Origin of the sequence: Marinobacter sp. CP1 (genome assembly GCF_001266795.1) — a bacterium.
Lineage (GTDB): Bacteria > Pseudomonadota > Gammaproteobacteria > Pseudomonadales > Oleiphilaceae > Marinobacter > Marinobacter flavimaris.
This window is the reverse complement of the sequence record NZ_CP011929.1, coordinates 1,665,161-1,691,009: the sequence shown is the minus strand read 5'-3', so window position 1 is coordinate 1,691,009 and position 25,849 is coordinate 1,665,161. Positions and strand designations below refer to the sequence as shown.

Below are 25,849 nucleotides of genomic sequence, written 5' to 3'. Positions count from 1 at the left end.
GGAATACCCGCTCATAATTTCCGACTGAATTCAAAACGTACTAAAAGGATGTGGTATGTCTGATACTGCTGTGCAGCAATCTGCTGCCTCCGAATCCGTCACTGAAGGCTCTCTCCTCGACCAGGTCATGGCCAACAGCCGTATGGCACCGGCGGATGAGGGATACGATGTCGCCCGTAAGGGCGTGGCAACATTTATCGCCAACCTGCTGAAAAGCGATGAAAAAGGCCAGCCGGTCAATAAGGCCCTGGTGGACCAGATGGTGGTTGAGCTGGATCGAAAGATCAGCGCCCAGATGGATGAAATCCTGCACGCGCCCAAGCTGCAGGAGCTGGAGTCTTCCTGGCGCGGCCTGAAGCTGATGGTGGACCGCACCGACTTCCGCGAGAACATCAAGGTGGATATCCTCCACGCCACCAAGACCGAGCTGCTGGAAGACTTCGAATTTGCGCCGGACGTTACCCAGACCGGCTTCTACAAGCACATCTATTCCACGGAATATGGCCAGTTCGGTGGCGAACCGGTCGGCGCGGTTGTTGGCAACTACGCCTTTACCCCGTCCACACCCGACATGAAGTTGCTGCAGTATGTGTCGTCTGTCGGAGCGATGGCCCATGCTCCGTTTCTGTCCTCAGTGGCACCTTCGTTCTTTGGCGTTGACAGCTACCAGGAACTACCCGCCATCAAGGAACTGAAGGCCGTTTTCGAAGGCCCGAAATACGCCAAATGGCGCTCCCTGCGTGAATCCGAAGACGCCCGTTATCTGGGCCTCACTTCACCCCGCTTCTTGCTGAGGGTGCCTTACGATCCTACCGAAAACCCGGTGCGCAGCTTCAACTACAAGGAAGACGTATCGGCGGACCACGAGCATTACCTTTGGGGCAACACGGCCTATCTGCTGGCCACCCGCCTTACCGAAAGCTTCGCCAAGTACCGCTGGTGCCCGAACATCATCGGTCCCCAAAGCGGTGGCGCAGTCGAGGACCTGCCGGTGCACCTGTTCGAATCCTTCGGTCAACTGGAAGCCAAGATCCCGACCGAAGTGCTGATTACCGATCGTCGCGAATACGAAATGGCCGACGAAGGCTTCATTGCCCTGACCATGCGCAAGGGCAGCGATAACGCGGCCTTCTTCTCCGCCAACTCGGTGCAGAAACCCAAGCAGTTCCCCAACACCAAGGAAGGCAAGGAAGCGGAAACCAACTACAAGCTGGGTACCCAGCTGCCTTACATGATGATCGTTAACCGCCTGGCCCACTACATCAAGGTCCTGCAGCGGGAACAGATCGGCTCATGGAAAGAGCGCCAGGACCTGGAGCGGGAGCTGAACACCTGGATTCGCCAGTACGTGGCCGACCAGGAAAACCCCCCCGCCGAAGTCCGCAGCCGTCGCCCCCTGCGCGCGGCACAGGTCACCGTTTCTGACGTGGAAGGCGATCCGGGCTGGTACCAGGTGTCCCTGGCGGTTCGGCCCCACTTCAAGTACATGGGTGCCAACTTCGAACTGTCACTGGTTGGCCGGCTGGACAAGGATTAATCCGTGTTCCAGCACCCGGCCAGCGACGGATCGCAGGCCGGCAGCGGCAGCCTGTTCGAGAGACTGGAGCAGGCTGCCGAACCGGCCGGCCAGAGTATGGGAGAAGTCACCCACGTTGTTGAATCCATCAAGCGCCATCTGGTTCGGCTGCTGAACGCCCACCCGGGCAACAGCGCCAGCGTGCCGGATCTGGGCCTGCTGGACTTCAACGACGCCACGCTCGGCACCCACGATCTGAGCGTCCAGATCCGTGGCGCGATCCGGCAGTGCATCGAGAAGTTCGAACCCAGGGTGAAGCGGGTGGATGTGGTTAATCTGCCCCAGGGACCCGATCCGCTGCAGTTGCGGTTTCAGGTGACCGTGTACCTGAATGTCGGCGCAAATGACGACAAAACGACCATAGATTTAGTATTGGATGACAAACGTTACTACCAGGTGGTGTAACGAAACGGATAAGCAAACACCAAGGATAGCGAGAGACGGTGGGGATGCTTTTCTGCAGGGAAAAAATGTCTGAGCGCAGCGAGTTGTTTTTTCCCGGAAGAAAAGTGTACCGACCGTCTCATACTCCCAAGGATGCGGTAGTTGTATGAAGTTAAATCGGTTCTACAGGGACGAGTTGAGTTTTCTCAGGCTTCAGGGCCGGGAATTCGCGGATGCCCATCCGCAGTTGACACGGTTTCTGTCCGAGCAGAGCACCGATCCAGATGTTGAACGGCTGCTGGAAGGTTTTGCTTTCCTGACCGGAAAGCTCCGGGAAAAGGTCGAGGACGAGTTCCCGGAGATTACCCACTCGCTGCTGAACATGTTGTGGCCGAATTATCTGCGGCCGGTACCCAGTTGCACGATCATGCGCTTTGATCCGCAGTTGCATGCAATCAGTGAACGCCAGAGGGTAGAGCGTCATACCGAGATCAAGAGCCGTCCCCTGGGCGATGCGAATCGCCAGACCCAGTGTCGGTTCCGCACATGCCGGGCGGTGGATGTATTTCCTGTGAGCGTTGCCGCGGCCCATGCAGAGCACTCACGGGAAGTGTCCTCAGTGACCGTGGACCTGGCACTGCACACCGATCAGCCCCTGTCGTCACTGGGCATGGACAGCCTGCGCTTTTATCTGGGCGGCGAGAGTCATATCGCCGAAACCCTTTTTCTCTGGTTGAACCACTATCTGGAACGCATCGATCTGGTGGTGGGTGACGCTGTTTACCGACTGCCTGCCTCGCTTTTGCGGCCGGTCGGTTTTGGCAACGAAGAGGCCCTGTTGCCGTATCCCAAGAACGCCTACCCCGGTTACCGCATTCTGCAGGAGTATCTCAGTTTCCCGGAGGCCTTCCGTTTTGTGGATATTCTCGGACTCGGGCGTCGGCTGCCAGCGCTGCAGGCCGACGAAATAAGCCTGCGTTTCCATTTCAGTCGGATATTGCCACCGGATGCAAAAGTGCGGGAGGACAATTTCCAGCTCTATTGTGCCCCGGCGGTGAACCTGTTTACCCACGAAGGTGAGCCGGTGGACCTGAACGGCCGCCAGACCGAATACCGGATTTCGCCTTCCAGCCGCTCGCCGGATCACTACGAGGTGTTCAGCATTGAGCAGGTGGAAGGCTGGCTGGAGGGACGGTCCGGGCGCGGTGAGCCCCGCATCTACATGCCCTTTGAGAGTTTCCAGCATGAGGTGGAACGGGATCGAGGACGGACCGCCCTGTACTATCGAGTCCGGGCCCGGGACAGCGTGCGCGGGGACGGCTTTGATCATTATATGTCGTTTGTCCGGGGCGACGAGTCGGAGTGCCTGAGTCGGCAGGAAGCGGTTTCCCTGACCCTCACCTGCACCAACCGCCACTTGCCCAGCCAGCTGGCGGTAGGCGAAATCTGCATGGCGACCGAGAGCACGCCGGCGTTTGCCACCTTCAGCAACATTACCCGGCCCACCGCGACCCTGCGGCCAACCCTGGATGGCAGCCTGTTGTGGACGCTGATCTCGAATCTGTCACTCAATTACCTGTCCATGCTGGACGTGGATGCCCTGCGCACGGTGCTGCGGGTCTATGATTTCCGGGCCCTGGTGGACCGTCAGGCGGAGCGGGTGTCCCAGAAGCGTCTGGCCGGTATTACCGGTATCGAGACATCCCCGGTTGACCGGATGGTCAAGGGCCTGCCGGTGCGCGGGATCCGCTCGGTACTGAAACTGGACCAGCAGGCCTTTGCATCGGAAGGTGATCTTTACCTGTTCGGCACGGTTCTCAGCCAGTTCTTTGCTCTTTACGCCAGTATCAACGCATTTCACCAACTGGAAGTGGTGAACACCGATAATCAGGAACGGTACACATGGACGTTACAGCAAGGTCAGCAGCCGCTGATGTAGCCGAGCTGCAACCCGTTCTGGGCAATGCGCGGCGATACAGTTTTTTCCAGCTGGTGGACCTGATTCACCGGCATCACGGGGATGATCTGGAGCGAAACAGCGACGACCAACCCCGCCAGGAACGGATCCGGTTTTCTGCTTCCGCAGGGTTGGGGTTTCCCGGCAGCGATGTGGTTTCGGCGCTGTCGCCGGAGCACGAGCATGCCCCGTATCAGATGGAAGTCAGCTTTCTGGGGTTGCACGGCTCCCAGTCGCCATTGCCGGGCTATTACCTTGAAGACCTGGCCTGGGAAGCGGGGCAGAATCTGGGCATCCGGCGGCATTTTCTTGATTTTTTCAATCATCGCCTGGTCACGCTGTTCCACCGGGCATGGCGCAAGTATCGCTACTACGTTCGGTTTCAACCCGGTGCCTCGGACGGCTTTTCAGAGCTGATCTTTGCCCTGATAGGTCTGGGCGACAGCCGGTTGCGGGAGGCGACACCGGTGAACTGGTCCAAGATGCTGGCCTATTCCGGCCTGATGGCCGGTCGTAGCCGGTCGCCTGAGGTGGTGAGCGGCATCGTTGCCCATTGCTTCGATCTGGATGATGTCAGTATTGAACAGTGGGTCCTGCGCAAGGTGGCCATCGCCGATGATCAGCAGACCCGACTAGGCCAGGCTAACGCCTGTCTGGGCAGCGACACACTGGTGGGATCGGCCATTCGGGATCGCAGTGGTAAATTCGTGCTCCGGTTGCGAAATCTCAGCCGACAGCGCTTTGCGGATTTCCTGCCTAATGGCCAGGACCACCAACGCCTGGTCAAGCTCGTTGAGTTCACCACACGGGAGCAGCTGGCGTACGACCTGGAGCTTCAAATGCGTCCGAAAGACATCCGTCCCATGGAGCTGGGAGAAGATGTGCGGCTGGGCTGGAATTCCTTCGTGACCCCGGAAAAGGCCAGGCGCCGACCGGCGGTCCGGATCCAGATTCGCCGGTGAATCCGGCAGGGAAGATATTCATGGATGAACAACAGGCTGTGGGACTCAAACTGACAGTCACCAATCCGACTGTTGCTGGCGGCGGGGCAACCATCGACCACTGCTTCAGTGTTCGTGGCGGCTCTATCGGTACAGCAGCCAGTGATACCTGGCGGTTATCGTCCCACCGAACGGGTGCGGTTCCCGGCCACGCGGAGATCCGTTTTCTGGACGGCGGCTTCTGCCTGATTGATCGCAGTGGCCGGACCTACATCAATAGCGCAAGTCAGCCGGTGGGTCGGGGCCGTCGGGCACGACTGAATCATGGCGATACCATCAGTATTGGTCGCTATCAACTTCGTGCGGAGTTGGCCGAGGTTGTAAGTGAACCGCTGCTTGAGAGAGGTGAGGCAGATCAGGCCCGGCAACTGATTGATGTCGATGAAGGGCCGCTGATGCGGGCCGAGTACTTAACCAGCCAGACTGAGAACCCGGAGCCGCTGCAGAATTTTGGCGCGATAGCCGGGGAGGCAGTCAGTGATGACCCATTGGCACCCTGGAACCTACAGCCGGACCAACAGAAGTCGGATGCTGACGCGCTGATGGTCAGCGAGACCTCCTGGCGCGCCGCCGAAAGGCAGGTTTCGGATGAGTACCGTGAAAACCGCGACGTAGCGATGGGCCTGCCAGTTCGCAAAGGAGAGAAAGACAGGATGTCTGAGATTTCAGAGAGCACTGATCGCAGGGAGGCTTCCGATCAGAGCAGCAAGCACATCAGTGGTGCCCCCCTGTTGCGGGGTATGGAAGTCGGGCTGGACTTTGCCGACAGCGACGAGATGCGTCTGTTCCTGGAGGAAGTAGGGCAAACACTGAAGTCGACCGTGGAAGGCCTGTTGGCCCTGCATCAGGGAGAAGACAGCAGGCATCAGGCGCTGCGAACCCGCCTGCAACCCATCGAGGATAATCCACTGCGGTTGGGTGAGGGTTATGAGGATACGGTGCAGACCCTGTTCGCCAGCCATCGTAGCCCGGTTCACCTGTCGGCGCCGGCGGCGGTGCGGGAGAGTCTGCAGAGCCTGAATCACCACCAGCAGGCAACCCGTGAGGCCATCAGCGAGGCATTGGAGGCCATCCTGCATGCCTTTTCGCCCGAGGCCTTGCTGCGTCGTTTCCATGGTTACCGCCGGGGACTGCGCCAGAACGAGGACGAGGGACGCTGGGCATGGGATATGTACCAGCATTATTACCGAGAGTTGAAATCCAGTCGTCAGCAGGGATTCGAGCGTCTGTTCCAGGAAGTGTTCGAACAGGCTTACGACCAGAACCTGCGCCAACTACAGAGGGAGAACCCGTTGTGAAGACCTGCAAATGGAGTTTGCTGGCCATCGTATTCGTGCTTGCCGGATGCAGCACACCCTATAACGCGGTCACCAAAACCGCAAAAGTGCTTTGGGACCCGGATATCCCGGTGGGATACCCGGAGGATCTGCCCAGCCGGGTCGGTCTGACCATGGTGGCCGAACCGGATGTAAACCCGAATGAATCCCTGGCACCCACGCCCGTTGCGTTTCAGATCATCGAGATGCGCGACAGCTCACTACTGATGGCCGGGGATTTCGACCAGCTACTGAGTGACCTCGAGTCGTCACTGGGCCAGAACTATGTGGACCACAGCGATTACTCCCTGGTGCCGGGCCAGTTCAAGTTCATCGAACCCTTTGAGATTGGCGAGGACACCCGATTTATCGGCGTGATCGCCTTTTACGCCTATCCCAACCTGTCCCAGTGGAAGAAAGTGGTGAAGGTGGATCCAATCGGTGGCCGCTACAACCTGCTGGTGAACCTGCGGGAGCGGGAAGTTCAACTCAAGCATTCGGATGACACCTGATGGCGGTAACCAATCGAGTCGTCTGGAGTGATGGCCTGTTCATCAAGCCCCAACACTTCCAGCAACAGCAGCGATATCTGGAACACCAGATCAATGAACGGGCGCTCGCGATCTCCGATTATCTGTATGGCTTCAGCGACCTGGAACTGAACGCAGAGTACCTGAGTTTCGGCCGGGTTGGCCTGGTTCGGGCATCCGGCCTGTTCCCGGATGGCACCCGCTTCAGTCTGCCCCAGGACGATGTGATGCCGGAGCCGATGGAAATCACCGATGCCTCCGTGGCCAATCAGATCGTGTACCTGGCCCTGCCACTGGGCAGTGACAGCCTCGCCGAAGTGGAATGGCCGGACGCCCCGGTGGCGGGCCGGTTCCGTGCCGACTCCCTGGAAATCCGGGATCTGCATTCGGTCGACGGTGATGCCCACACCATCAATGTGGGCCGGGTTGCACCCCGCCTGATGCTGGAGCGAGACGATCGCAGTGCCTATGCGGCCCTGGCCATCGGCCGGATTCTTGAGAAGCGCCCGGACGGCAGCCTGGTGATGGACCCGAACTTCATCCCGACCATGCTGAGTGTGCGAGCGGCACCGAGGCTGCAGCGATTTGTCGGGGAAATGGCGGGCCTGATGCGGGAGCGGGCACGCACTATCGCCGAGCGTGTCGGTGCGCCCGGGCAGGGGGGCGTTGCGGATGTGGCGGATTTCATGTTGCTGCAGATGCTGAACCGGGCCCATCCCAGGTTCATGCACCTGGCCCGCCTGCGCCAGTTGCATCCTGAACGGCTGTTCGAAGCCCTGCTGGAACTGTGTGGCGAGCTGGTGACCTTCACCGATGAAGGGCGCCTGCCGAGGGAGTACCCGGCCTATGACCACGATCTGCCGGAGGATTGTTTTACCCCGCTCATGCAGGTTCTGCGGCAGTCCCTGAGCACGGTGCTGGAACCAAGAGCCCTGGCTATCCAGCTTCAGCAGCGCCAGTACGGCCTGACCGTGGCCCCGGTTCAGGATGCCCAGTTGGTCCGGGATGCGGAATTCATTCTTGCGGTCAAAGCCGACATGCCGCTGGACGATCTGCGCAAGCAGTTCACCCAGCAGTGCAAGGTGGCCTCGGTGGAGAAAATACGGGATCTCATCAGCCTGCAGCTGCCGGGAATTCCGCTCGCTGCGTTACCGGTTGCACCCCGGCAGTTGCCGTACCACGCCGGCTTCGTGTACTTCCGCCTGGACGACCAGAGCCAGGCCTGGCAAATGCTCGACAACGCCAGCGGCTTCGCATTCCACGTGGCCGGCAGTTTCCCGGGCATGGAAATGCAGTTCTGGGCAATCAGGAGCTAAATCATGGCAGATGCACAGGTAATGGACTTACCCAACGGCAGCAGGAATTCCGGCAGCAGTGCGTTCAGTGATCTGATCTTTGCCGACAGCCGGGGAGCCGCTGAGGGCAACAGGGAAGGCCAGGTCGACGAGCAGTTCCAGCTCAGAGGGTTGGAACATAACCGCCTGATTGACGCCGCCACACCATTGCTTGGCCTGGTGATCAGGATACGCAGGCTGGCGGATTATCGCGCGGTGGAACCCCTCTACCAGCAGGTGGTGGATGAGATTGCTGCCATCGACCGGGAACTGGTGGAGCAGGGTTACGACCGGCCGGTTGTTGTCGCCTATCGGTACGTCCTCTGCGCCTTCATCGATGAGGCCGTGCTGGGGACCGACTGGGGCGCCCATAGCGTCTGGTCTCAGCACTCCCTGCTGTCCCGCTTCCACAACGAGACCTGGGGTGGGGAAAAGGTTTTTGCCATTCTTGCCCGGATGGAGCAGGAACCGGCCCGTTATCGCGACATGCTGTCGTTTATCTACCTGTGCCTCTCCCTGGGTTTCGAAGGGCGGTACAAGGTGATGGAAAACGGCCGGGATGAATACGACCGGATTGTTCGTGGCCTGCACGAGCAACTGAAAGCGTTGCAGGAGGAACAGGACCCGGCGCCTCTTGCGGATGCCCGGGCGAACGTAACGCCAACCCGGAACCGGTTGCGCAGCGGCATGCCCGTCTGGGGCATTGCAGGTCTGTTTGTGGCGGCCATGGCCGGCATCTACTCCCTGTATAACATGGCACTGAACGAGCGCATCACGGACGTATTGCGCGTACTCGACCAACTACCGAAATAAGGACATCAACGTGATTCGGGTAGAACTGCCGGCGCTGATCGGGCGCCTCAACGACATGTCACGCCAGGCGCTGGAAGCCTCCGCCGCCCTGTGCATCAGCCGCCAGGGCGCGGAAATCACTCCGGCCCATTTGCTGTTCAAGCTGCTGGAAACACCGTTTTCCGACGTGCGCCAGATTCTGGAGCACACCGGCATTGATCATCAGCAACTGCAACCGCTGGTGGGCGACAGCCTGAACGGAGAGGTGCAAAGCGCTGAGCCCTATCCATCGTTCTCGCCGCTGTTGGTGGAACTGATGCAGGATGCCTGGCTGCTGGCTTCCACCGAACTGGGGCACACCGAACTGCGCTCGGGCGCGGTTTTCCTGGCCCTGCTGATGAATGCCGACCGATACCTTATGCCCCGGGTGGCACAGGCACTGGCGGACATCAACCGTGAGCAGCTGCGCAAGCAATTTGACCGGTTCACCGAGGGCTCCGCGGAGCGGCTGGAACCGAGCGAGCAGGAACCCGGGCAACCGGTGGCAAGCGCGGATCTGGACCCGCTCAAACGCTACGCTACCGACTTCACCGGACTGGCCCGGGAAGAAAAACTGGATCCGGTGGTGTGCCGTGACGCCGAGATCGACCAGATGATCGACATCCTCTGCCGCCGCCGCAAGAACAACCCTATTGTGGTGGGCGATGCCGGTGTGGGCAAAAGCGCCGTGGTGGAGGGCCTGGCTCTGCGCATCGTCAACGGCGATGTGCCTGACCGCTTGAGAAACGTTGAGCTCTGGACCCTGGACATGGGCGCCCTGCAGGCCGGCGCCTCGGTGAAGGGCGAGTTCGAGAAACGCCTCAAAGGCGTGATTGAAGCGGTCAAAGGCTCCGCTACCCCCATCATCCTGTTCATTGACGAAGCCCATACCCTGATTGGCGCCGGCAACAGCGAAGGCGGCTCCGATGCGGCCAACCTGCTCAAACCGGCCCTGGCCCGGGGCGAGCTGCGCACCATCGCCGCGACCACCTGGCGCGAGTACAAGAAATACTTCGAAAAAGACCCGGCCCTGAGCCGCCGTTTCCAGCCCGTGGCATTGGATGAACCCACACCCGGAGAAGCCGTCCACATCCTCCGTGGCCTGCGCACCGTCTATGAAAAAGCCCATCAGGTCCTGATCGCCGACAGCGCCCTGAAAGCCGCTGCCGAGATGTCTGCCCGTTACCTTGCCGGCCGTCAGCTACCGGACAAAGCCATCGACGTACTGGACACCGCCTGCGCACGGGTCAGCCTGAATCTGAGCATGCCGCCCAGACGCCTGAGCCACGTCCGCAGCGAGCTGCATCAGCTGGCCATGGAACAGAACCTGCTGAGCCGGGAACACACCCTGGGCCAGACCGTGGATGCCGACCGGGAAAGGGAACTTGAACAGCGCATTGCCGGGATCACTGCTGAATCCGCAGCCCTGGAACAACGCTGGAACGACCAGCGCGAGCTGGTGGCACGACTGGTGGAGATTCGTGAACAGTTGCTCACCGGCGAATCCCAGGCCGAAGCGGATACCTCTGAATTGACCGATGGGGATACAGAAGAACGCCCGGACCTGAAAAGCGAAGCCGCCGCCATCGAGCAGGAACTGACTGAACTCCATGCCGACGAGCCGCTGGTACACGCCCGCGTTGATGCCAGGCAGGTGGCCGAAGTCATCGCCGACTGGACCGGCATTCCGGTCAATCGCATGACCACCGACGAACTGGAAAAAATCACCCACTTGCCGGCGTATCTGCAGGAGCACATCAAAGGCCAGGACACCGCCATCGACTGCCTGCACCAACACCTGCTCACCGCCCGCGCCGACCTGCGCCGGCCTGGCCGCCCCATGGGCGCCTTCCTGCTGGTGGGGCCCAGCGGCGTCGGCAAAACCGAAACCGTGGTACAGCTCGCCGAACTGCTCTACGGCGGCCGCCAGTTCCTCACCACCATCAACATGTCCGAATACCAGGAAAAACACACCGTCTCGCGCCTGATCGGTTCACCTCCGGGGTACGTTGGCTTCGGCGAAGGCGGCATCCTCACCGAAGCCATCCGTCAGAAACCTTACTCCGTGGTTTTGCTCGACGAAGTCGAAAAAGCCCATCCGGAAGTCCTCAACCTGTTCTACCAGGCGTTCGACAAAGGCGAACTGGCTGACGGCGAAGGCCGACTCATCGACTGCAAAAATGTCGTCTTCTTCCTCACCTCCAACCTCGGCTACCAGACCATCGTCAACCACGCCGAGTCCCCGGCCAGCCTGGACGAAGCCCTCTACCCGGAACTGGCCAGCTTCTTCAAACCGGCCTTGCTGGCAAGAATGGAAGTGGTGCCCTACCTGCCTCTGGGCGAGGAAACCCTCAACCGCATCGTTGGCGACAAACTCCAGCGCCTGGCGGACCAGATCAAGGCCCGTTATCACACCGAAGTGGAACTTCAGGACGGCCTGATCGATGCCATCCGTAGCCGTGCGACAAGAAGCGAAAACGGCGCAAGGATGCTTGAGTCGATCATAGAGGGTGAGCTTTTGCCGCCGGTTTCATTGGCGTTGCTGGAGAAACTGGCGGCGAGGGAGTCGGTTACGAAGGTCATGTTGGGTGTTGAAGATGCCAGATTTACGGGAATGGTGGTTTAGGGCCAATCCAAAGTAGCACAGCGGGGGGTTCTGCTTTCCAAAACCCTGCGGAGCCATGGATGGCGGAGCGGAGCCTACAGGGACGTATTCACGGCGTGTTTTGTAAAGCAGAACCGCACGGTGTGCGGTCGGCGAACACGAAAGCATAAAAATCTTAGGAAAGAGAACCATGGGACGGATGCAGATGGAACTGCACACCGGCATCGACCTGGCGGTGGCCCTGATCCAGCAGGACAACCTGCCGGACCTGCTGAGAACCGCCACAAGACAGCTGGAAAACGCCTTCGGCCTGACCCGCTGCTGGGCACTCGAACTCGACCTCAGTGGCCGAACTCTGCACTGCAGCGACCTCGCCGAACAGGGCGAATTCGACTGCGGCGACTTCAGCCACCCCTTTGCTCACGTTCTGCAAACCGGCAAAGCCCGGGAACTCACACGTGCCGCCAGCTACCGCCTGGACCACGTTGGCTTCCAGGCCCTGTTCGAGGCCAGCGACCGGCCGCGTTCCCTGTGGCTCGAGCCCCTCACCGGTAATGATGGCCGAACCCTGGGGGTGCTCGTACTGTGTCGGGACGAACCCGAGTGGGACGGCATTATCGGCCAACCTCTGTATTGTGGCCTACGGCAACTGCTGGTTCATCAATGGATTACCCAGTTACAGAGCCGTGATCAGGTCTGGCAGCGTCGCCTGCTCAAGCGGTCACTGGATCATCTGCACGACGCCGAAACCGTTCGCACCCGGTGCGAACAACTGGCGCGAACCCTGGTCGGCAACTCCCAGGCCATGACCAGCCTCCGGGCCCAGATCGTCCGGGCTGCCGGCAGTCAGCTGTCCGTTTTGGTTCAGGGTGAGACCGGCTGTGGCAAGGATGTCGTCGCACGGGGTATCCATGAACTGTCCGACCGGGCCGAAGGCCCGATGGTAGTGGTCAACTGCGCCGCCATCCCGGATACCCTTCTGGAAAGCGAACTTTTCGGGCATACCAGGGGAGCGTTTTCAGGCGCCGACCAGGACAAGCAGGGGCTTCTGGCGCAGGCCAACGGCGGCACTTTGTTCCTGGATGAAATCGGTGACATGCCCATGGCACTGCAGTCGAAACTGCTCCGGGTGTTGGAAAGTCGTCAGTTCCGCCCGTTGGGGGCCCGCGAGGAACAGCATTCGGATTTTCGGCTGGTAGCGGCCACCCACCAGCCGCTGCAGGCAGGTATCGAAGACGGCAGCTTCCGGCGGGACCTGTTTTACCGCCTGAGCCAGTTTCCGCTGCGGGTGACGCCCTTGCGGGAGCGGCCCGACGACCTCGAAGCTCTTTGCCGTCACTTTATCCGACTATATACCGAGCGTGAGGACAGTGGACCCATGGGCATTTCCAGCCACGCCTTGCACCTGCTGGCCGGATACGACTTCCCGGGAAATGTCCGTGAGCTGCGCAACATCGTTGAACTGGCCTGCCTGCAAACTCCATGCGGTGACGATATCCAGCCGGAGGTTCTGAGGATTAATGACCTGTTCGAAGAGTCCGATGGCTGGACCAGCCCACCCTGGGATGTCAGAGACAGACACCCGATCGATCTACCTGCTGTGGAAGAGATCCGGGATCTTAAAGCCGCAGCACAGGCATTTGAAGCGGAAATTATTCGCGAGCGATTGCGCCAGTATGGTGGCAACCGGGCCCAGGCGGCAGAAAGCCTCGGCCTGCCAAAGCGGACCCTGGCCCACAAGTGTCTCAAGTACCGGGTGACAGAGTCATGATTCCCCGAAGAGTGCGATTAACCGGTGGTATTGCAGCGGCATTGGCGCTGCTTTCGCTGGTCTCCAATGCCAGCGCTGACCAGCTTGAAGATGCCCGACTCTGTACCAGTGAGCCCCAGCGACTTGAACGGCTGGCCTGCTTTGACGAGGTTTTTGGTACTCCCCTGGCGGCATCCGGCGAGGAACTTGCGGCCCCGGATACCCGGCGATCCGAGCGATGGCGACAGGCCTACGCCAGCCTTGATGCAGAAAATGCCGGTGCCGGTGTGCTTTACCGGAATACCGGGCGAGCAGCTGGCCACCTGGTGACGGTTCCGGCTCTGGGCGTTCAACCTCCCAGACCTCTGCTGGCCCTTCAGTGCTACAACAACATCACGGAACTCACGCTGATGCTGCCCGAGGCAATGGACGAGCAGCGGATTCGGCTGGGGTTTGGCCGGGGACAGACCGTCTGGCGGGTGCGGGACAACGGTTTCGTGCTCAGCGGCGGCCGGGGACTGCCAGCCATTCGTACCGTGAAAGCCATGATCGACGGCACAGAGGCGCGCATTGACTCGCCCAACGGTCGCATTGATGGCCTGCTGTTTGATCTCTCGGGATACCGCCGGGCCATCGAACCGCTACGCGAGACCTGTGGCTGGTAAATGCCGGCTGAACACAGCGATTCAGGACAGCAACATGCAGATCATTGAGCAACATCCCTACGTTGAACAGGTTGTCTCACCATTGCCCGGCGATTCCGGTGTCGGCGAGGCACTCGGAGACGATGCAACGCTCGAGTCTCTGGAAAACGAGATTATGAAGGTGGGCTCTCTGGCCCATACCGACATCGACTGGAGCAAGGTTGAAAGCGATGCCCTGACGATTCTCTCGGACCGCAGCAAGGATCTGAAAGTGCTCGGTTTTCTTCTGGTCGCCCTGCAACGCGGTGGTGATGGTGAACGGTTCGCCCTATCCCTGTACCTGCTGCACCGGGTGCTGCACGAATGGTGGGAGCAGGCCTGGCCCTACCCTGGAGAGACGGGCAAGCGGGCACGCAAGATGATGTTCACCCAGATGCTCCAGCGCGCCGGCAAAGGCGTCGACGCCCTGGCGTTTGATGGCAGTGTTGGCGACGGTCGGGCGTTCTGCCTTGAACTTCTGGCGAGATTGATGGACCAGGCCGCTGGCCGGGAATTGCCCGAGGAGTCGCTGCAGGATCTTAAACGGGCGGTTGAAAAGCTGCCCAGGGTTAACGACGCCGCGGCAGCCCCCGAAACCCGTCCGCAGGCAGGGCAGGTCAGCCAGGATTCGCGAACTGAAACGCCAGAGCAGAAACCTGCACCGTCGAAGCCTTCCCTGGGGGCACTCACTCTGGACCCGGGCGACGAACGAGCAACCCGGCAGAGTCTTCTGAAAGTCGCGGACATGCTCACCGAAACCGGGCCGGACCAGCCTCTGGGGTACCAGGTTCGCCGTTACGCTATCTGGCAGAACATCACCACGGTACCGCCGACACGGGACGGAAAGCGCACCGATCTTGCCGCCGTCAGTGCCGATCGGGTGGCTGACTATCGCGAAGCCCTGGAAAAATCCGCCGACCTGGCGTTGTGGCAGAAAATCGAGCAGAGCCTGTCGGTCAGTCCGTTCTGGCTGGACGGCCATTGGTTAAGTGCCCGGGTAGCGGCGGCCCTGGGCCACCACGCCTGCGCTGAGGCCATCCGTGTGTCCGCAAAGGAGTTTGTTGAGCGCCTTGCCCAGTTGCCGGAGCTCACCTTCAACGATGGCACCCCGTTCCTCTCCCGGGAGGCGGAAGAGTGGCTCTGGTCCGCGCCGGCGACCGGTGGTTCCGCCGGCAGCGCCAACGCCTGGGAGCAGGCTTATGACAAAGCCCGGGAGCTGGCCGGGCAAAAGGGGCTGGCTGCCGGGATGCAACTTCTGGAGGACGGGCTGGCGGAAGCGAGAGAGCCAAGAGACCGCTTTTACTGGCGTCTTGCCAGCGCCCGATTGATGAAAGACGCAGGCCTGAAATCACTGGCCACGCAGCAGATTCAGGATCTGCAAACGCAGGTTCGCGGGCTGGCTCTCGAGGACTGGGAGCCCGCTCTGATCAGGCAGCTTGAAAAGCTGGGCTGATCCCCGGAGCACACCAAGGAATCACAGCAGGAATGGAAACCATGTGGAGAAAAGCTTTACTCATCGGTCGCTGGCTTCTGCCATACCTTAAAAACGCAGCCCCGGTCACCCTGACACTGGGCGTTATCGCCTTGCTGGTGGCCACCTGGTGGCTGGGGCCGCGCTGGGAACTCAATGGTGAGTTTCCATTAGCGGCCTGGCAGATGCGGGCCCTGGTAACCCTGGGCGTTGTCCTTGTGGTCGCGATGATGTGGGGCATGGTGCTGGCGAGCCGCCTGCGCAAGGTGAACGTCCGGCAGGCCGAAGCGCAGAAGGAACAGGAAGATCCGATTCTGCCCATGGAGCGCAAGCAGCAGCGCCTGCTGGATCGTCAGCTGGCGGCCCTGAAAAGCAACCTCCCCGGCCGCAAAGGCATTTACCGGCTGCCCTGGTATCTGGTGATGGGCCTTGAGGATGCTGGCAAGACCAGCCTGATTCAACGGTCCGGGCAGACCTACACGCTCACCAACGTAACCCGCAACAATCGGGTGGATCGCAATGCCTTCGGTTTTGACTGGTGGATCGGCGATGAAGGCGTGCTTATCGATCCGGATGGTGAACTGCTGAGCCAGAGTCAGGGTGAGGGCGCGGGCGCGGAGATCCAGCAGCGTCTTTGGCATCATTTCATCGTCTGGCTTGAGCGAAATCGCCCTCAACGCCCCCTGAATGGTGTGGTGCTGGCCATAGATCTGGCCAGTCTCAGCGTGGCAGACTCCGGCCAGAGGCGGGACCGGGCCATCCTGTTGCGCACCCGCCTGCGGGAACTGATGGAGCAGATCGGCTCCCGTCTGCCCGTTTATGTCACCTTCACCAAGATGGATCTGCTTTACGGTTTTGGCCCTCTGGTGCGGACCCTGAGCAAGCAGGACAAGGAGCAGGCCCTGGGCTTCACCTTCAGCCTCGAAGGCCAGATGGATAACGACGATTGGCTGAACCAGTTCGCTGACCGATACACCGCCATGGTTGAGCGGCTTACCGATCGCTTGCCGGATGTTCTGGCCAATACCCGGGATGCCGAGGAGCGGGCAGCGGCCTACTCCTTTACCCGCCAGCTTGCCGGCCTTAAGCCCGTTCTGGAGCAATTCCTGACCGACCTGCTGTCTGCGGATGTGTTCTCGACACCGGCGATGGTCCGCGGCACCTACTTCACCTCGGTGTTGCAGGAGGGTGTCCCGGAGGATGCCTTTGTCTCAGCGGCTGCTGCCAACTACCAGATTGCAGGGCCCATTCAGCCTGCCCAACGGGCAGGGCAGTCCGCCACGTTGTTCACCCGGGCACTGTTCCCCGAGATCATCTATCCGGAGGCTGGCCTGGCCGGTGACAACCGACGGGTGATTCAGTCCCGGCAACGCCGGCTGGCCGTGGCCGCCGTGGTGGCTATTTGTGCCGGAGCGGGTATGACAGCCGGCTGGCAGCATTTCTTTATCAAGAATGCAGAGGCCGCGACCGCCGTGGAAACCCGTGTGCGGGGATTCATCGATAACTGGCAGCCGGTGGGTTTTGAGCCGGACAATACCGGCCGAAACCTGCTCGGCCCGCTGGATGAACTTCGTGAGGCGACCCTGGCCTTTGGCGACCATCGCCGGAACTGGCCGCTGCTCAGCGATATGGGCCTGTACCGTGGCCATAAGGTGGGGCCGGAAGTGGAGGAATCCTACCTGGATATGCTGGCATACCAGTATTTGCCAGCCCTGATGTTCGGTGTGATGGCCCAGATGGGCCAGGCGCCGGACAATAGCACTGAGCGCCTGGAGCATCTGCGGGTGTTGCGCATGCTGTATGACGCCAGTGGTCGTCGGGACGATATCGTGACCGGCTACATGCAGAACTACTGGCAGCAGGCATTCCCTGGCCAGAGAGAACTGCAGCAGCGGCTACTCGGTCATCTGGACTATGCCATGGCGCATACCGATCTGGCACAGCTCACTCGCCAGGGCGATGCGGTTGCCGATATGACCCTGGCGCCGTTTCGTAGCAGTGTCCAGTGGGCACAACATGAGCTTGGTCGGATTGCCACGCCAGACCGGGTCTACCGGGATCTGGAAATTGAAGCAGAACAGGAATTCCGGGCACCGTTGGAACTGGCCCGGGCATCCGGGCCGGCATTCAGCACGGTGTTCACCCGGCTGGATGGCTATGGCGAGCCGTCGGACTCGGGGGCAGAGGTGGAAGAAGATCCATTGACCATCCCCGCGTTGCTGACCCGGGAGGGACTGGAAAAATGGTTCCTGCGCAAGTCCGGCTCGGTAACGGAGCTGGCTCTGGTGGACGCCTGGGTGCTGGGCCGCCGGGACAACGTTGACTTCAGCAAGGCGGATGAAGCCAGACTGCTGGCCAGTTTGCAGACCCTTTATGCCGAGCACTATGCCGAGGCCTGGCGTACTGCCTTGAGCCGCATCGATATTCAGCGGTTTGAGGACCTGAACCACGGCGTACGTATTCTGGAGAGCCTGACCAGCGGCCACGAGCCCCTGGCAAGTCTGCTCCGGCAGGTTCGCCATAACACGCGTCTTGTGCCTTCGGCGGAAGGGGAGAGTGCTGCGGCCCGGGAGCTTCTGGAGCAGTCGCCTCATTTCCGCATGCTGCAGGATATTGAACGGCAGTTTGCGGAGCTCAACCAGTTGACCCGGGAAAATGGCGATCAGCCAACCGGGCTTGAACAGATCATGCTGGTGGTTGGGGAACTTCACGAGTACATGCGCAACATCCAGGAAGCGCCAGACAAGGGCAAGGCTGCGTTGGCCGCCGCCCGGGCCCGCATGGGCCTGCAGGGAGCCGACCCGATCTTCACCCTGCAGCGCATGGCCGACAACCAGCCGGAGCCCCTGAACCGGCTGCTGACCCGGTTGGCCACGGAAAGCTGGCGGGTGGTTCTGGACCAGGCGGTGGCGCAGCTCGAGCATGAGTGGTACCGCGAGGTGTATCAGCCCTTCCAGCAGAATCTGGCCCGCCACTATCCCTTTAATCCGGACTCCGGGCGGGATGTTGCAATGCAGGATTTTGAACGGTTCTTTGCCCCGGGCGGCGTATTGGACGCCTTCTATCAGGACAACCTGAAACTGTTCCTCGAGGATCACCCGGAACAGGTGGGCGATGCCCGACGTGCCGGTCTGGTACGCGGTGCGGTACTGACTTCCCTGGACAATGCCGACCGAATCCGCAGGGCCTATTTTACCCGTGGTGGTTCCCTGGATGTGGAGTTCGCCCTGGAACCGCTCAATCTCTCAGCCAACAAGCGTCGCAGTGTGGTGAATGTGGATGGCCAACTGGTCGAGTTCAGCCACGGCCCGCGCCAGAGTATTCCGCTGGTCTGGCCCAATACCCTGCGGGACTCTGTCGAGAGCCGTATTACCCTGGTGCCGGTCCAGGTGAACCGTTCACCCCGCAGCCTCTCGGAAAGCGGCCCCTGGGCCCTGTTCCGACTGCTCGATAAAGCCGACATTACCGGCGTGAGCAGCAGCGCGGTGGATGTCCGGTTCCGGGTTGACGACGGGGAGATGCGTTATCGCCTCCACGCGGCCAGCAATACCAACCCGTTCACACAGCAACTACTGGCGGGGTACCGCATACCCCGCAGCTTGTATTAAACTCTTTCAGTACACCAGGGCCGCCCTGATGAGAGCAGGACGTTTTCATCAGGGCTGAACCTTCGCACAGGATGGTGCGAAAGCCCGGATTTTCTTTTTTCTTCAGGGACCGAAGACATGCCCCAGGCAAGCGGACTGCAATTCACCGCCACCATTGGCGAATACTCCTCTGACCACTTTTCCGTTGTTGGCTTTGCGCTGACAGAACGGCTGTCCGAGCTGTTCCAGGGACGCCTTGACCTGGCCAGTACCGATCCGTCTGTTGTCGCCTCGAAGGTGCTGGAGCAACCAGTGGATCTCGTGATCTGGCAGGACCGGGCACCGCTGCGTCGCTTTACCGGCGTGGTCAGCGAATTCGCTCGAGGCGATTCCGGCCATCGGCGTACCCGCTACGAACTGGTTTTCCGTCCGCCGCTCTGGCGCCTGGCGCTGATGCACAACAGCCGCATTTTCCAGAACCGGGGCACGGATGAGATTGTGCGTACCCTGCTGGAGGAGCGGGGGGTTGTCGATACCGTCTTCGACCTTGAACGCCGCCCAGAGGAGCGGGAATACTGCGTACAGCATCGTGAAAGTGATCTGGCCTTTGTTGAACGTCTGGCTGCCGAAGAAGGCTGGCACTACCGCTACCAGCACGGCAGCCTCGATGGTCAGGAGCCACCGGCCCTGGTTTTTGCCGATCATCATCGCGATTCGCCACGGCTCGAAGCCGTCCCCTACAACGGCAAAGCAGGGGGCAGCACCCGAACGCCCTGTGTGTTCCGGTTCGCGTACCGAGAGCGGGTGCGCCCTGCTTCGGTCGCCATGAAGGATTACACCTTCAAAAACCCGGCCTACGCCCTGATGCATGAGCAGTCTGGCGATCAGCTCGTCCACCGGGAGGATTACCAGCACTACGACTACCCCGGCCGATTCAAACAGGATGCCAGTGGTCGGCCGTTCACTGAAGCCAGGCTTGCTGCCCTACGCAGCGATGCCAGCACCACCTTTGGTGAAAGCAATCGTCCGGACTTTGCACCTGGTGCCAGGGTGCCGCTGACCGACCACGACAACGAGGCTGTGAACCGCGACTGGCTTCTCACAGCGATCACCCATACTGGCTCACAACCCCAGGCCCTGGAAGAAGAGGGTGGCAGCGAACCGACACGCTACGGCAACCACTTTACCGCCATCCCCGCAGACCGCAGCTGGCGGCCCGTGTGTGAGCACAAACCATTGATGGACGGACCCCAGATGGCCATGGTGACCGGCCCGGAAGGCGAAGAAATTCATTGCGACCAATACGGCCGGGTGAAAGTGCGCTTTCCCTGGGATCGCTATGCGTTAAATGATCAACACAGCAGTGCCTGGCTCCGGGTCAGCCAGGGTTGGGCCGGCGGCCAGTATGGTTTCACCGCACTGCCGAGGATCGGCCATGAAGTGATCGTTTCCTTCCTGGACGGCGATCCGGACCAGCCGATCATCACCGGCCGGACTTGGCACGCCACCAACACACCGCCGTATTCGCTGCCGGAACACAAAACCCGCACCACCCTGAAAACCAAAACCCACAAGGGCGAGGGCAGTAACGAGCTTCGGTTTGAAGACGAAGCCGGCGAAGAACAGATCTACGTTCACGCCCAGAAAGAACTGGCCCTGATCACGGAGAACAACCGCACTGAAGTCATCAGGAACGATCGCCACCTGACCGTGGGCAACGACCGCAAGGCCCACATCAAAGGCAGTGACCACGTCACGGTGAACGGTGAAAAACGGGAGAAAACCGGCAAAGACCGTAGTTTCAACGTCACTGGTACGTTGCACCTGAAAGCCGGCACGGCTTGGCTAACCGACTGTGGCACCGAACTGCACATCAAGGCCGGCCAGAAAACCGTTATTGAAGCCGGTGCGGAAATCACCCTCAAGGCCGGTGGCAGTTTCGTGAAGATCGACCCCAGCGGTGTGGCTATGGGTGGCGCTGCCATCAAGCTGAATGCCGGAGGTTCGCCGGGTAAGGGGAGTGGGCAGAAGGTTCAGGTGCCGGAGATGCCGGGGTTGGTGGAGAAGAATGGGGGGGCTGTTGCGCCGGTGGCCCTGCCGGAGACACAGCAAAGACCGATGGCCAAGTCCGACCAGATGCGCGCCATCAAGAATGCCGCGAATCAGGGTAAGGGAATTTGCCAGGTCTGCTCACCAGAATCACAAGGTGCGATCTGATGGGGCATCTGGCTGGACTTCCCGGTGAGGGGAAGACGTTCATTCTTATTGATGGCGCCAAAGTAAATAATCTGCCCCAAGTTATTTATCGTGAGATCGAAACACCTCATTGTGATGCGCTCTACAGGCAAACGGAGCTTGCCGACCTATTGGAAGTTTCACCGTGGCTGGTTGAAACGGGAATAGATAGCTCGCTGACACTTAAATGCTTCAATGATTGGAAACATCAGGGTGTTGCCATCGTATTGCGGGCTGACTGCCACTTCGAAGAGGTCATGCAACACTTGCGTGGATTGCTTATGGCGAGGTTGGTCACGGGAGATGAGGTTGTTTTCCGGTTTTATGATCCTGAAATCGCGCGGCACCTGTTGAAGCTGGATTCGTCAGGTGAAAATGTGAGGCGATTGATGGGGCCTTGTAGTCTGTTTGCCATTCAGGATCGCCGCACTGGTGAGTGGGAGTATTTTCATAATGATCAGCCCAGTAGTGAGCGGCAGGCTGAGAGGTTAAGCATTCGTGAGGAACACCAGGTTGCCATGGAAAGAGCGGCGGAACGGACGGCCCTCAGGAAACTCGAACTTCACGTTGCAAACTACTTTCCCCATTTGCTTCACAAAACGGATACAGATGGGAAGGATTGGGGGATGGTCTCTGCTTTAGTCGATGCGGCGAAAGCGCGGGGACTCTGTAGTACCCGAGATATTGCGCTGTTTATCAATACGATTGGCTGGCTTGGACACCAGGCATTCGACGACAGTGAAGTACAGCTTCTGTGGAAAGAGAATTCCGCAGCGCCAGGCAAAGCCATAGCGCGAATTGCAGAATTCGCCGAGAAAAAGTCAACGGAGGGACTGGTTCATGGGTAGCGCTAACAGCTCAGCGTTTATACAGGGTGCTGATGACATAGACTCAGCGGCACAGATGTGCCCGCTCCAGTTCAAAACCGTTGCGTTGTATCCGGTACGTTGGGCGATCAGTCAGGAAGAAGTAGCGCTGCCCCCTCACTTCCGACCGCCCACCGTTGCGCTTGAAACCACGCATTACTGTGTACGAAAACTAACGCCCGGTTGGGTGTATATGTTCTCCGAAGTATTCGGAACGCTGCATGAGTATCGTGTTGACGAACAAGGCGAGTTGACAGAAGTGCAGCCGGGGTTCAACTCGGTTCTTTTTTCCGCTGTGGACGCAGAAAGCGCTTTGCCCGCCTTACATCACCCTGCGGAAGGAAAAGTTTTTCTTAAGTTTGTGCAGCATCGATGGACTTCCCGTTTGCAGGAACTTGTACGCACGGATGCGGAAATTCGCGAAGAGCACATGCAGCCGTTCGACTTGCGAAGCCTACCTGGAAGAGGTGAGGCCGTTAATATCAGTGAAACTGAAGCGATAAGCGAGGTGGTTGAAGATTTTCGATCAGAACCGTTGGATTTTGAATGGAGTCTGACCACCTTAATGCATGGAATCGGTGAATCGGATTTGCAGGGCCAATGCAAAAAAGAAACTGAATTTTCTTACTGCGTTGCTCTTGAAGACGAAATCGGTATCACATCTGATTTGAGTCAATTGCATGCTCTTTATGTGAATCTGATTACGAACTATGCCGAGGAGAACGCATACGCCTATACAACCGCCCAGATGGTAGATGCGCTCATTGCCCGTGAGGCTGGCAAAAAGGAATCGCCTGAGGACCAGCAGGAAACTGCTGAGGAACTTAAAGAACGAGTTCGTTCAGAGGAAAAAGACGCATTCGTCGAAAGCTACCACAAGCAGCTTGAAAAGTATGACCACGCTCGAACATTGGTATTCGATGATTGGAAGCGATGGATTGATTCTGACCAACTGGCCAGGAAGCTGGAGCTCAACGACTGTTACTGCGCCGAAGGGTTCAAGGCGGTTGAGCAGGAACTGGCAGATATATTGGATGGCTACGTCAGTTCGGAGAAAGGTAAGGAAGACTCTGAAAATTGGTTAGCTGCTGATGAGGGCGACGCGGGTACGGTTGGGAACATGTTAAAAACCGTCCTGTTCCTCGCATCTGCTACCAACGGCATGACCGAAAAACTGAAAGGCCTGCCCGGCTTTGACTATGGCAGCCTAAAGATCGTGGATAGTATCTTCGATATGCCTGCCTATGTGCAGGTGAGCACCGCCACCGATACTCTGATGCTGGAATTTGCCGCTCCCGCTGCCAAGATGGGCACCTGGGCGAAAGACCCTCAAACTTGGCCGCAGTGGAGAAAGTGGACCAGGGCCGTCCAGCGACGTTATGGCATTGATGTCCACCGACACGGAATAACATTGAATACCGCGGCCGACTTGCTCCACGAGGTCCACCGTAAATCATTGGAAGGGGCCGGCCATAATCTCTCAGAACTTGCAATGACACCCCTGGCCGCCGGAATGGCGGATGCACGTATCAGGGCCTACCTGAACAGGGCACTGATCGACGTATTCCACCTGACCCCGGACTTCAAGGACAACCCCTTTGGCTGGCTTCATACCCGTCTGGACCCGGTAGTTGAAAGCATCAAGCAGAATAGGGGCAAGTTCATCGGCGCCGTGACTTTCTTCCACGCGATTAATCTGGCAAACCTGTTTTCTGGGTTGGATAAGACTCGGAAGGACGTGATGATTGGCGATAGGACAGCTATTGACCGGTGGGGGGCTGTTTTGTCCGGCCTATGGAGCGTCGGCGAGGGCGTTGTTAATCTCAGTGGAGTATTAGTCAAGGAGGAATATGCCAGAGCCTTGGGGGCAAGTCTCTCTGCGGCTGGTGCCAGGGTTTCGGTGGCTTTTAATGGGCTAAGGTTTGTTAGCAAGGTCGCAGATATTACGGTGAGTCTTGCGAGAATCAGCCTAAAGCCCCTTCCTTACGTCGGTGTCATACTGTCAATAGGTCTGGAAGGCTGGACGAGCCACAAGGCTCTGAACACAGGCCATTACGCAATGGCGTCGCTATCCGGGGTCCAGATTGGGCTGAGTATCGGCATCACTTACCTGGCGTCTTTGGCAGTAGCGGGCGCCGTTACCGGGGCGGGTTTACCCGTTGTGCTTGTGGTGGGTTCTGTACTGGTCGCGATCTCTTTCGTCATCAGTATGGTACAGCTATATATAGCCCGATCTAGCAGCCTGTCGGACTTAACCAAGCAGTATCGACATGAGATAATCGGGGCAACACGGGCCACAACCGGAATTCACTGATGGGACATTTCGTAATAGCTGACCGGGACACCGACTTCCTGCTTCCACCGTCTGTTCAAGACTGGTTGCCTGAAGACCATCTGGCCCGTTTTGTCGTCGAGGTCGTTGATCAGCTCGATCTGTCTGAGCTAACGCGGCAGTATGCCGGGCGCGGCTCACGGGCCCATCATCCTGCCGTATTGCTCAGCTTGTTGATTTATGGATACGCGACCGGCGTTTTCTCCAGCCGCAAGATTGAGCGCGCTACCCACGACTCGATTGCGTTCCGTTACCTGGCGGCCAACACGCATCCGGATCACGACACGATCGCCACCTTCCGCCGTCGCTTTCTTCCTCAGGTTGAGGCTCTGTTCGTGCAGGTCCTGCTGCTGGCGCGGGAAATGAATCTGGTGAAGCTGGGGCGGATCGCCCTGGATGGTACCAAGGTAAAAGCGAACGCCAGTAAGCACAAAGCGCTGTCCTATGCCCACGCAAATAAGATTGAGGCGCAGCTCAAGGCGGAAGTGAACGCACTCGCCGCTCAGGCGGAGGCCGCAGATCAGGCACCAGTACTTGAGGGTATGGATATCCCCGCCGAAATCGCCCGGCGTGAAGCCCGATTGGAAGCGCTGGCAGACGCCAAGCGGGCCATAGAGGCGCGAGCACAAGAACGCTTTGATCAGGAGCAGGCCGACTACCAGCAAAAACAGGCCAAACGGCAGGCCCAGAGGGACGCCGGAAAAAAGCCCCGGGGCCGGGCACCTAAACCACCGCAGCCCGGCCCTCGGGATACCGATCAAGTGAACCTGAGCGATGACGAATCGCGCATCATGCCCGTCTCCGGCGGGGGCTTTGAGCAGTGTTATAACGCTCAGGCCGGAGTGGATACCGAGACGATGCTGGTTGTCAGTACCCACATGACCCAGGCGACAAACGACAAACAGCAGATTACTCCAGCCCTGACCCAGATAGGTGCGTTGCCGCAGGCCCTGGGCACCGTCACTGATCTGCTGGCCGACACGGGCTACTTCAGTAAAACCAATGTTCAGGCGTGCCGGGAAAATAACATCCAGCCGTCACTGGCGGTGGCCCGCGATCAACACCATCTGTCCGTATTTGATCGATTCGCAGCCGATGAACCAGCGCCTGTCACGAACGACCCGGTGGTGCAGATGAAACACCGGCTCACTACCCAATCTGGGCGAGCGCTGTACGCCTTGCGAAAACAAACAGTGGAGCCCGTGTTCGGAATTATCAAGCAGGTGATGGGCCTGAGGCAGTTCTCGATGAGGGGGCTGAAGAAGGTTGCAGGCGAATGGACGTTAGCCACGCTGGCATGGAACGTAAAGCGTATGAGCGTGTTGAAAATGGCGGTGTGAGGGCCTTTTGCCGCCATTTTAAGGCCTTTCATGGTGTACTTTAGGTGCCAT

Annotated in this window: 17 protein-coding genes; all 17 read left to right on the top strand. The window is 59.4% G+C overall.

Annotated features, from left to right (window positions below):
- Positions 1–55: 55 nt before the first annotated feature.
- The 17 genes from tssC (at position 56) to ACP86_RS07845 (ending at position 25,798) form a co-directional block, all read left to right on the top strand.
- The gene (gene tssC, locus ACP86_RS07925) at positions 56–1,537 is read left to right on the top strand and encodes a type VI secretion system contractile sheath large subunit (protein WP_008175710.1); all 1,482 of its coding nucleotides are present in this window, start codon (positions 56–58) and stop codon (positions 1,535–1,537) included.
- 3 nt (positions 1,538–1,540) lie between these two features.
- On the top strand, positions 1,541–1,981 hold the full coding sequence (gene tssE / locus ACP86_RS07920) for a type VI secretion system baseplate subunit TssE (protein ID WP_008175712.1): 441 nt from the start codon (positions 1,541–1,543) through the stop codon (positions 1,979–1,981).
- Between the two features lie 145 nt (positions 1,982–2,126).
- On the top strand, positions 2,127–3,899 hold the full coding sequence (tssF, locus tag ACP86_RS07915) for a type VI secretion system baseplate subunit TssF (RefSeq protein WP_008175714.1): 1,773 nt from the start codon (positions 2,127–2,129) through the stop codon (positions 3,897–3,899).
- Complete coding sequence (gene tssG, locus ACP86_RS07910) at positions 3,863–4,879, top strand: type VI secretion system baseplate subunit TssG (protein ID WP_008175716.1); 1,017 nt, start codon at positions 3,863–3,865, stop codon at positions 4,877–4,879. The genes tssF and tssG overlap by 37 nt, the downstream gene beginning before the upstream one ends.
- A 20-nt stretch (positions 4,880–4,899) precedes the next feature.
- On the top strand, positions 4,900–6,216 hold the full coding sequence (tagH, locus tag ACP86_RS07905) for a type VI secretion system-associated FHA domain protein TagH (RefSeq protein WP_008175718.1): 1,317 nt from the start codon (positions 4,900–4,902) through the stop codon (positions 6,214–6,216).
- Complete coding sequence (gene tssJ, locus ACP86_RS07900; protein WP_008175720.1) at positions 6,213–6,746, top strand: type VI secretion system lipoprotein TssJ; 534 nt, start codon at positions 6,213–6,215, stop codon at positions 6,744–6,746. Before tagH ends, tssJ begins: the two co-directional genes overlap by 4 nt.
- Positions 6,746–8,080, top strand: coding sequence for a type VI secretion system baseplate subunit TssK (tssK, locus tag ACP86_RS07895; RefSeq protein WP_053113255.1), 1,335 nt, complete (start codon positions 6,746–6,748; stop codon positions 8,078–8,080). The genes tssJ and tssK overlap by 1 nt, the downstream gene beginning before the upstream one ends.
- A gap of 3 nt (positions 8,081–8,083) precedes the next feature.
- Complete coding sequence (gene icmH, locus ACP86_RS07890; RefSeq protein WP_008175723.1) at positions 8,084–8,911, top strand: type IVB secretion system protein IcmH/DotU; 828 nt, start codon at positions 8,084–8,086, stop codon at positions 8,909–8,911.
- Between the two features lie 10 nt (positions 8,912–8,921).
- A complete protein-coding gene (tssH, locus tag ACP86_RS07885; protein WP_008175725.1) occupies positions 8,922–11,555 on the top strand; it encodes a type VI secretion system ATPase TssH in 2,634 nt (877 codons plus the stop codon).
- Between the two features lie 178 nt (positions 11,556–11,733).
- Positions 11,734–13,305, top strand: coding sequence for a sigma-54-dependent Fis family transcriptional regulator (locus ACP86_RS07880; RefSeq protein ID WP_053115493.1), 1,572 nt, complete (start codon positions 11,734–11,736; stop codon positions 13,303–13,305).
- Positions 13,302–13,949, top strand: a complete 648-nt coding sequence (vasI, locus tag ACP86_RS07875) for a type VI secretion system-associated protein VasI (RefSeq protein WP_008175730.1) — start codon at positions 13,302–13,304, stop codon at positions 13,947–13,949. Before ACP86_RS07880 ends, vasI begins: the two co-directional genes overlap by 4 nt.
- Before the next feature lie 34 nt (positions 13,950–13,983).
- Positions 13,984–15,420 carry a type VI secretion system protein TssA gene (tssA, locus tag ACP86_RS07870; RefSeq protein ID WP_053113254.1) on the top strand — a complete coding sequence of 479 codons (1,437 nt, stop codon included), beginning with the start codon at positions 13,984–13,986 and terminating at the stop codon, positions 15,418–15,420.
- A 32-nt stretch (positions 15,421–15,452) separates the two neighbouring features.
- On the top strand, positions 15,453–19,046 hold the full coding sequence (gene tssM / locus ACP86_RS07865) for a type VI secretion system membrane subunit TssM (RefSeq protein ID WP_053113253.1): 3,594 nt from the start codon (positions 15,453–15,455) through the stop codon (positions 19,044–19,046).
- Between the two features lie 117 nt (positions 19,047–19,163).
- Complete coding sequence (locus ACP86_RS07860) at positions 19,164–21,242, top strand: type VI secretion system Vgr family protein (protein ID WP_053113252.1); 2,079 nt, start codon at positions 19,164–19,166, stop codon at positions 21,240–21,242.
- A complete protein-coding gene (locus ACP86_RS07855; protein ID WP_008175739.1) occupies positions 21,242–22,108 on the top strand; it encodes a DUF4123 domain-containing protein in 867 nt (288 codons plus the stop codon). Before ACP86_RS07860 ends, ACP86_RS07855 begins: the two co-directional genes overlap by 1 nt.
- Positions 22,101–24,440, top strand: a complete 2,340-nt coding sequence (locus ACP86_RS07850) for a toxin VasX (RefSeq protein ID WP_227507843.1) — start codon at positions 22,101–22,103, stop codon at positions 24,438–24,440. Before ACP86_RS07855 ends, ACP86_RS07850 begins: the two co-directional genes overlap by 8 nt.
- A complete protein-coding gene (locus tag ACP86_RS07845) occupies positions 24,440–25,798 on the top strand; it encodes an IS1182 family transposase (RefSeq protein ID WP_053113251.1) in 1,359 nt (452 codons plus the stop codon). The genes ACP86_RS07850 and ACP86_RS07845 overlap by 1 nt, the downstream gene beginning before the upstream one ends.
- Positions 25,799–25,849: the final 51 nt, after the last annotated feature.